Origin of the sequence: Trebonia sp., from assembly GCF_030042015.1 — a bacterium.
GTDB lineage: Bacteria > Actinomycetota > Actinomycetes > Streptosporangiales > Streptosporangiaceae > Trebonia.
In genome coordinates this window covers 1-8,198 of sequence record NZ_JASIAL010000259.1, presented here as the reverse complement: position 1 = coordinate 8,198, position 8,198 = coordinate 1, and the positions used below count along the sequence as shown (strand labels likewise).

Genomic DNA, 8,198 nt, shown 5'->3' with positions numbered 1-8,198 from the left:
GAGGGGCGGGGTGCCTGGCGCGGTGACGCTGAGCGTGCGCTCGCCGCGCAAGGCGACCGTGACCTCGATCGGGCCCATGGCGTAGGTACCGCACAGCCGGCTCAGGATCTCCGGACCCTGCGTGTCCGGGCGCTTGTCGAAGCGCAGCGGTTCGACCATTGGCTCGAACTGGACGGTGAGCGCGTTGACGTCGCCGTCAGGGGCGGACAGGAACGTGAGCGGGAAGATCACCGGCTGATCGCCCACCTCGTGCCACGTCAGGTCGAACGTCTCGTAGTGCCGGTGGACCAGGCTCAGGTCCATGGTGCCTAGGGACGGCTTGAGGGCGTCTTGTTTGGGGGCGATGGCGATGGTTCCGTAGCCCGGGTGCTCGTACTCGCCTGCATAGGCGGACAGCGGGCGGGCCGGCGGAGCGCCCGAGACGACCCGGCGGGCGGCCTTGGCCTCGCGGATCCCGGCCATTCCGGCGTCGAAGCGCGGCTTGAGGAAACCGAACACATCCAGCGGCTCAGCCCCGAGCAGCTCGTCTAGGACCCGCAGGGCGACGACTAGGTGCATCAGGCTGGCCGACGTATTCGTCAGCACCGCCACGCCGATGCCGTCGTCCGGCAGCAGCATGCAGTGCGTCTGGAACCCGTCGATTCCGCCGGCGTGCATCGCGATCTCGTGTTCCCGGTAGCGGCCGATCGCCCAGCCGAGACCGTAGGCGTACTCGGTAAGGCCGGGCATCTCCCCGGAGCCGGGCCTCAGCATGTGGGGCGTGAGCTGGCGCTTGGCCGTGTCGGGTGACATCACGGCCGCGCCGTCGAGTTGCCCGCCGGCCAGCTGGGCCAGGAGCCACCTGGCCATGTCGGCGGCGCTGGAGTTGATCGCGCCGGCGGGTGCCATCGCCGGCAGCGGCCGCTGCGGCACGGGCACGATGACGCCGTCCCGGCGCGTGTACGCGGCGGCGTGGTCGTCGTCCGCGAGCATCTCAGCCACGGACAGATTCGTGCGGCGCATCCCCAGCGGGTCAAGCAGCCTGGCGCGCACGAAGCCCTCCCACGGGACGCCGGAGAGGGCCTCCACCACGTGCCCGGCGACCAGGTACCCGAGGTTGCAGTACTGGAACTCCTGGCGCAGGTCCCTGCTCAGCGCCAGGAACCGCAGGCAGCGGACGATCTCGGCGCGGGACCGGCCGGGCTGTCCGACCCAGGTCAGGTCGTGCCGGGGCAGCCCGGACCGGTGCGACAGCAGGTCAACGATCGTCAGGCGGTCGGATACGAAAGGATCGTGCAGCCGGACGCCGGGCACGTAATCCCGCAGCGGCCGGTCCCATTCCAGCAGTCCCTCGTCGACCAGGGCGCCAACGGTCGTGGCGGTGAACGCCTTGGTCGCCGACCCGATGGCGAACAGCGTGTCCTGGGTAACCGGCAGCCCCGCCTCGCGGTCCCGCAGCCCCCACCCGCCGACCAGTTCAACCCGCCCGCTCCGGACCGCCGCAACCGCGCACCCGGGAACCTCCCATGCGGCAAGCTGCGCAACAACAAACCGCTCAACGCTCTCCACGCTAGCTCCCGGGGTCGGGCTTCAGCGGCCTACTTCAACTCACCTTATCGGCGATCCGCGGGGGTTGGACGATGAAGGTACGCCGCACTGGCTGAGTACCGGTTTCAACGGTTCGGGAGCCGTTGCGGGGCGGAGCACCGTCTGAGCCGCCCGCCGGCCGTGATCCGTCATCGTTCTCCTGCGGGAACGGCCAGCCGGCGTTGCCACGCGCGACGTCCTGCGCCGACCGGCCGGTTTCCTGCAGGTAGGCGAGTGAGTCGGCATGGTCCTCCGGGTGGTTTCGGCGGGCCACCAGCCGGGGGATGGTGATGGCCGCGATGGCTATCAGAACCCCGAGCACGGCGGCAAGGATCCCGATCGTCATGAGACCCAAACTATGCCCGCGCCGCCGGCGCAGCGCCATCAGCGCAGAGCGGGCGGGCGTCAAAGTCAAGCTGTGCGCATTCCCTGGCGAACGCGGGAGTAAGAGAGAACCTGCGATGACTGTGGTTGCGTTTGGCGCGTGCCTAAAGCAATCGCGCGGCCCCGTATGCAAGGGCTTCCGATGACCGGGCTGGCCGGAGGGGCCGCCGCGCAGGCTGATGCGGTGATCGCGGCAAACGCGGCACTCAGCGAGAGAGCAGATCATTACAAGCAGCGGCCGATCCGATCGTGAATCGATGGCCTGGCCCGCGTGCCCGTGGCCTCGGTGCCCCGGCGCGCCCCGGCGCCCGCGGCGGCCGGCCAGGCGTGCGGGTCCGTCCCTGCCCCCGCGAGCCCGCGCTGGGCGGGCCCGGAAAGTGCTAACCCCCAAGCGGTGGTGGCCGGAAACGGCGGGCTCTGCGAATACGAAGGCGTCGTCGCACTCGCAGGACGACGAGCCAGCAGACGAGCCAGCACAGGTAGAGAAAGTACGCCACGGCAAAAAATCGGCCAGATCGACCAGTTGAGCCAACTCGCCAGTACGAATGCGCCGAACAACGCGAGGCCAAGCACGGTCGGGAGCGCGCTGCGCAATCCCCTGCGGAATTGGCGGGGTCGCCTCGGGGCGCCAACGTACTCGTTCGGCAGCCCGATGGGCGGCTGGCCCGCCGTGTCGCCAAGCGGACCTTGGCCCGCTGCCCGATCTGGCCGCTGACCTGGGAATTGCTCACTCGTGTCCGGCCCCAAGTGGGTCTCCCTCCCCCGGGCGGCGGCCGCCGCGCTGGCTGCCTGGCCACCCGCTGACACCTGCTTCAGCATGGGCGATCCGGCCATGCGTTGGCAACGCGATGCGTCGATTAGCATCGGCCCAGCCGGGAATGTGCGTCAGAGAGGGCGGCGACGGGCATGTTTCAGCGGTTCACTGACCGGGCGCGGCGGATCGTGGTCCGGGCACAGGAAGAGGCCAGGGCGCTAGACCACAACTACGTGGGTACCGAGCACATCCTCCTGGGCCTGATCCAGGAAGGCAGCGGCGTGGCGGTCAAGGTGCTGGAATCGCTGGGCATCAGCTTGGATACGGCGCGGCAGCGGGTCGAGGAGGCCGTCAGCCAGGGTGCGGGTACGCCGTCCGGGCACATCCCGTTTACCCCGCAGGCGAAGAAGGTGCTGGAGCTGGCACTGGGGGAAGCCCGCCTTCTCGGCCACGACTACGTCGGTACCGAGCACATCCTGCTGGGCCTCATCCGGCAGGGCGACGGCGTGGCCGGGCAGGTGCTGACAGGGCTGGGCGCGGACCTGAACGGGGCGCGTGAACAGGTGGTCCGGCTACTGGACGAGTACCGGCGCGCCCACGGCGATCAGACCGGATGACGGCGCCAGCAGAGGCGTCCCCCACGACTGGGCTTCCGATAGGAAGCGAAGCCGGGACGCCTCTGGCGGGACCCCGGGACGGGCACCTCGGGACGGGCACCCAGGGACGGGCTCGGCTACGGCCACAGTTCGACCGTCCACGAGCAGGTGGTGGTGGGGAAGATGTCGAGCTCGTAGTCCCCGGCGGGGAGGTTGACCGTGCTGACGGGGCCGTTGATGGGCACCGAGATCGGGATGGTGACGCCGAGCGAGATGCTGCCGCCGCTGCCCGACTGGTAGTTCAGCGCGCCGCTGAACTGGCACTGGCCGTTGCCGTAGGGGTCGGTCGCCGAGTCGTACGAGGCCTGCTGGTTCAGGGAGTAGGAGCCCGCCGGGATGCTGAACAAGTACACCGCGCCCTCATCGCCGGAGTAGGTGACGCCACCGGGCTCGTAGGGGAAGTTGGTGTTCGACTGGGCTGTGGTGCTGCTTGAGGTCCCCTGCGTGGAGGTGGTCGTGGACCCGCTCGTGGACCCGCTCGTGGACCCGGACGTGGACCCGGACGTGGACCCGCAGGCCGCGACCGCGAGGGCTAGGGCCGCCACCGCGGAGGCCGCCGCTATGCGCTGATACGTTGACATGTGACTGTCTCCTCTCGTCTCTTGTAGACGAGGGTGCCGAATCGGCGGGCTAAAGGCAGTCACCCGGCCGACAGGGCTGCTGTCAGCCTGCCGACACCCAAGGCCGGGGCATGCTCCGCCGCCCCCGCGGCCGGAGTGGTAAGAGGCGGATCCGCGGGTCGGCGAGGACCTGGCAGATGTCGGCGATCAAGTTGATCAGCGCGACCAGGATTACCGTCATGAGCACGGTTCCCATGATGACCATGAGGTCGTTCTCCTTGGCCGCCGTGAGGAATGTCTGCCCCACCCCGCCCAGCGTGAAGATCTGGTCGATGATGGCCGCGGCCCCCAGCAGCGTGCTGAGCCCGATGCTGATGCTCGGTATCAGGGCGACGATCGACGGCCGGAGCACATGGCACCAGAAGACCCGCCGCCGCGACAGTCCCTTGGCGTGCGCGGTCCTGATGTAGTCCTCGCCGAGTACCTCAAGGACCGCCGACCGCGTCAGCCTGGCCGTCACCCCTGCCTGTGTGGCGGCGAGCGCGATCCAGGGCAGGATCATCCGGCCGAGCCATTGCCACGGGCTGTGGGTGAAAGGCACGTAGCCGGGCTGCATCCACAGGAACCCCTGCTGGGCCAGGTAGGAGAACAGGTCGAGCAGCAGCAGCCCTAGCAGGAACGTCGGCACGACCACGGTCGCGGACGCCGCGCTCGTGACGATCCTGTCGGCCCATGAACGCGGCCGCAGCGCGCTGACCATGCCCGCCAGGATCCCGGTAACCAGCCAGAGCAGCATCCCGCCGATCACGAGCGACAGCGTCGGCGGCAGCGCCCGCCACAGCACCGTGTCGACCGACAGTCCGACGGTGAGCGACTCGCCGAGGTTCCCGTGCAGCAGCCGCACCAGGTAGTGCACGTACTGCCAGGTGGCGGGCTCACCGGGACCGAGCTGCGCGTTGATCTGGATGTCGGCGAGCTGGCTCGGCACCCCGAGCCTGAACAGCCCGAAAGCGGCCAGGGTGACGACCCAGACCAGGACCGCGATCCCGAGCAGTCTGCGGGCCAGGAAGAGCGCAAAGCCTGTCACTATCAGGATCAGGGGATCAGGGCGGCGGAGATCAGGAAGGCCGCGTACGCCATCGCGAACCTGCCGCCGAAGCCGTCGATCGTCGCGCCGATCTCGCCGAACAGGGCCTGCCGAAGCTCCGGCGCCAGCGCCGCGTGGTCGCTGTGCGAGCGCAGCTCGTCCAGCCACTCGTCGGTGGTGTACGCGCGGGTCCATGGGAACGACGTGAGCCGCGGTCGCGCGAACCCGCCGCAATCGCGCAGCGCGTCGGTCGCCTCGCGGAAGTCCGGAGTGGCGTCGCTCGCCCTGTTCACGGTGTAGCCGATCACCAGCCGCGGGGAGCCGGGCGGCAGCACGCGGCGGTAGGCCCCCTGGAGCGCGTCGGCGAGATCGTCCGGGTGGTGCCCGATGTTCCAGAACAGGCAGATCCGGCCGCCCGGCCGCAGCAGCGACGCGGCCTTGCGCGCGCTTACCGCCTGGTCCAGCCAGTACCACGCCTGCGCGCAGGTCACCCGGTCGAACGTGCGCCCGGCCGGGTCCCACGCCTCGAACGCCGCGACCTCGGTCGCGATGCCGTGCTCTTCCGCCACCTGCGCCATCCCGGCGTTGAGCTCGACGCCGAGCACCGCGGCGCCCTGTGCCGCCATCAGCCGCGAGGCGATCCCTGTGCCGCTGCCCACGTCGAGCACGGACAGCCCGCGCGGGGACGGGCCGAGGACTTCGCCGATCAGCGCGCCCGGGTAGCCGGGCCGGGACCGGTCGTACGCTCTCGCCTCGCGCCCGAACAGCTTCACTCGCTCCGCCTGCTGCACGCGTCGATCCTTTCACGCAGGCCTCGCATTGCGCACAACTACTGACAGCCCTGCGACGTCCATAGGTCGTGGCGTCCGTGAGAGACGCTAGAAAGACATGAGGGACTCGATTATGAAGGTGTCATTCGGACGGGTGATGGCGCTGGCCGTCGGCCCCGTGCTGTTCCTCGCCGTCGGGGTGGGCAGCGCCGCGGCGCAGCCCGCGAGCGGGAGCCCGCCGCCTCCGGCAGGGTTCGAGGCGGACTCGGTCAGCTTCGTGTCGGCGCAGACCGGGTTCGTGCTCGGCGCCCGTGACTGCAGCCGGCTGCCGTGCACCGCGCTGCTCGAGAAGACCACCAACGGCGGCAAGACCTGGACCGCGGTGCCAGCGCCCGCGGTGTCGCTTGTCCCGCCGTACACGTCGCCGCCGAAGACCGCGGTGAGCACGGTCCGGTTCGCGAACGCCAGCGACGGCTGGCTGTTCAACCCCGGCCTGTGGCAGACCACCGATGGCGGCAGGCAATGGCACCAGGTCAGCCTGCCCGTGGCCGGCATGGTCGTGGCGGTGGCCGCGTCGGACGGGGAGGCGTACGCCGCGGTCGAGCCGACCGCGGGCGGGTACGACAAGGCGGAGCTCTACCAGAGCGCGGTGGGCGGCACGTGGACCCTGGTGAAGGGCGTGTGGCCGGCGAACACGATCACGGTGTCCGGCCATTCCGCCTGGGTCGGCATCGCGCCGAAAATCTCGACGACCGCGAACGCCGGCAAGACCTGGACCAGGCTTTCGTTCAGCTGCCCCCGCAGCGCCCTGGCCTCCAGCGGGGTGGCGGCGGCGTCGCCGTCCGACGTGGCGATTGCCTGCTCCGACCAGGGCTTCCCCCAGCCTGGGTCGAGCATCAAGGAAGTGTACGTCTCTGCCAACGGCGGGAAGAGCTTCCACGAGGTCGGGCAGCCGCCCAACGGCGGGCAGGTCGGTGAGCTGGCCATGCCGCCAGGTGATCCCCAGGTGCTGATGATGACCGCCGCCGACGGCGCTAGCTGGCTGTACCGGTCGCACAACGGCGGCAAGACCTGGCAGCAGACGGAGTACTTCGACGGCGGCCTGGACTTCCGGGACCTCGCGTTCGCCTCGGCCACGACCGGCTACGTGATCCACTTCAGCGGCGGTCCGGTGCTCGCGTACGGCCTGGGGCTGCTGAAGACCGCGGACGCAGGTTCGATCTGGACCACCGTAACCATTCATTAATCAGTCAGAACGGACAGTGGCGACTCCCGACGCGAAGGTGTCACCACTGTCCGTTCGCGCGCGGAGGGTGGGAGTCAGCTGGTCACGGGCAGGGAATAAGACGTCACAGTAAGCAAGCAAACGGGGGAACGACATGCCTACAGTCACGATAGAAGGGCCCGTGACCCTGCAGGAGACTGCGGCGGCCCTGCAGGAGAAGCTCGGCGACCGCTACGAGGTGACCACGCACGGCACCGGCGCCGAGGGCGAGCTGAAAGTCAAGCAGTCGGCCGCGACGACCGCGAACGTGCACCTGAGCAGGGACGGCAACGCCACGACGTTTCAAGTTCACGGCGGCGGCCTGGTCATCACCCGGATCATCAACGAGTTCGGCATCGCGAAGAAGGTAGCCACGACGATCGAGCAGGCCTTCGCGACGATCCCGCCGCCGGCCGGCTCGCCCGAGGCCAGCTAACCGGTCGCCCGGGGAGCCGGCCCGGTCCGTTCGGGATCATGCCCTTTGTGACCGCCGCCCCCACGTATCCGGCCCGAGGATGGCGGAAATGAGAAGCTCGATCCGTCACTCGATCAGTTCAAAATCGACCTCAAGGGCGCGATAGGTGTCGGCCGCCCGGCGGTCGCGGGTAGCGAGTTTGATCCCGTGTTCGGCTGCCGCCGCGGCGACAAGAGCGTCATAGACGGCACCACCCGAGATGCCAAGTTCCGCCAGCCGGGCGTGCAGCCGCTCCGCGCCTTGAGCGCTGAGGAACCTCGAGCCGGGGAAGTTGTGGGCCAGCAGTCGTGCGACTGCTTTCGGGGTGCGACGGTCCGGCGGCGGCATCCGGGTCAGCACGGAGAAGGTCTCGAACGCCGCGTGGCCGCTGAGCCCGCAACTGCGGTCACCGATCGCCTTCCTCGTCTCCTGATGGTGTTCGTGACCCGCCACCACCAGGGCCACGGCGACGCTCGTGTCGATCAGAAGCTGCGGGCTTTCACCGCTGGTCGGCATCGCGGAGCGTCCGGATGAGATCGTCGCTCACGGTGACATCGGCGGCCGGGATAACGAGCAAGCCGTCCTCGTCCGTTAGGTAGTCGTTGGCCAGCGGCTCGATATGCAGCCCGGCGCCGTCCGGGGTCACTTCGACCTCGCCAGGCACTAGGCCCAGGCTGTCCCGCAGGACCTTCGGAATAACCAG

Annotated in this window: 10 protein-coding genes and 1 pseudogene; 4 read left to right on the top strand and 7 right to left on the bottom strand. The window is 69.4% G+C overall.

Going from position 1 to position 8,198, the window contains the following annotated elements; translation table 11 throughout:
• Together Q1N79_RS13995 and Q1N79_RS13990 are read right to left on the bottom strand one after the other, a co-directional pair.
• A partial coding sequence (locus Q1N79_RS13995; RefSeq protein ID WP_300609157.1) for a serine hydrolase occupies positions 1-1,548 on the bottom strand: 1,548 nt, incomplete at its 3' end.
• A 34-nt stretch (positions 1,549-1,582) separates the two neighbouring features.
• Complete coding sequence (locus tag Q1N79_RS13990) at positions 1,583-1,912, bottom strand: hypothetical protein (protein WP_300609155.1); 330 nt, start codon at positions 1,910-1,912, stop codon at positions 1,583-1,585.
• A 944-nt stretch (positions 1,913-2,856) separates the two neighbouring features.
• On the opposite strand from Q1N79_RS13990, the pseudogene Q1N79_RS13985 reads away from it, so the two are divergent.
• Positions 2,857-3,318 (top strand): annotated as a pseudogene (locus Q1N79_RS13985) (Clp protease N-terminal domain-containing protein); the annotation flags it as partial.
• A 119-nt stretch (positions 3,319-3,437) separates the two neighbouring features.
• On the opposite strand, the gene Q1N79_RS13980 reads toward Q1N79_RS13985, so the two are convergent.
• Positions 3,438-3,713: a hypothetical protein gene (locus tag Q1N79_RS13980; RefSeq protein WP_300609153.1), complete on the bottom strand. Its 276-nt coding sequence runs from the start codon at positions 3,711-3,713 to the stop codon at positions 3,438-3,440.
• A gap of 52 nt (positions 3,714-3,765) precedes the next feature.
• Between Q1N79_RS13980 and Q1N79_RS13975 the strand changes: the two genes are divergently transcribed.
• Positions 3,766-3,930, top strand: a complete 165-nt coding sequence (locus Q1N79_RS13975; protein ID WP_300609152.1) for a hypothetical protein — start codon at positions 3,766-3,768, stop codon at positions 3,928-3,930.
• A gap of 93 nt (positions 3,931-4,023) precedes the next feature.
• Here the strand turns inward: Q1N79_RS13975 and Q1N79_RS13970 are convergent, their stop codons facing one another.
• Both Q1N79_RS13970 and Q1N79_RS13965 read right to left on the bottom strand, forming a co-directional pair.
• Positions 4,024-5,007, bottom strand: a complete 984-nt coding sequence (locus Q1N79_RS13970; RefSeq protein ID WP_300609150.1) for an ABC transporter permease — start codon at positions 5,005-5,007, stop codon at positions 4,024-4,026.
• A gap of 8 nt (positions 5,008-5,015) precedes the next feature.
• Positions 5,016-5,798: a class I SAM-dependent methyltransferase gene (locus Q1N79_RS13965; protein ID WP_300609148.1), complete on the bottom strand. Its 783-nt coding sequence runs from the start codon at positions 5,796-5,798 to the stop codon at positions 5,016-5,018.
• Positions 5,799-5,895: 97 nt separating this feature from the next.
• On the opposite strand from Q1N79_RS13965, the gene Q1N79_RS13960 reads away from it, so the two are divergent.
• Positions 5,896-7,023: a hypothetical protein gene (locus Q1N79_RS13960; protein WP_300609146.1), complete on the top strand. Its 1,128-nt coding sequence runs from the start codon at positions 5,896-5,898 to the stop codon at positions 7,021-7,023.
• Between the two features lie 160 nt (positions 7,024-7,183).
• Positions 7,184-7,477 (top strand): hypothetical protein, encoded by a 294-nt coding sequence (locus Q1N79_RS13955; RefSeq protein ID WP_300609144.1) that lies wholly within the window; start codon positions 7,184-7,186, stop codon positions 7,475-7,477.
• A gap of 105 nt (positions 7,478-7,582) precedes the next feature.
• Here the strand turns inward: Q1N79_RS13955 and Q1N79_RS13950 are convergent, their stop codons facing one another.
• Both Q1N79_RS13950 and Q1N79_RS13945 read right to left on the bottom strand, forming a co-directional pair.
• Positions 7,583-8,011 carry a type II toxin-antitoxin system VapC family toxin gene (locus Q1N79_RS13950; RefSeq protein ID WP_300609142.1) on the bottom strand — a complete coding sequence of 143 codons (429 nt, stop codon included), beginning with the start codon at positions 8,009-8,011 and terminating at the stop codon, positions 7,583-7,585.
• On the bottom strand, positions 7,995-8,198 hold a 204-nt coding region (locus Q1N79_RS13945; protein WP_300609140.1), incomplete at its 5' end, for an AbrB/MazE/SpoVT family DNA-binding domain-containing protein. The genes Q1N79_RS13945 and Q1N79_RS13950, both read right to left, overlap by 17 nt.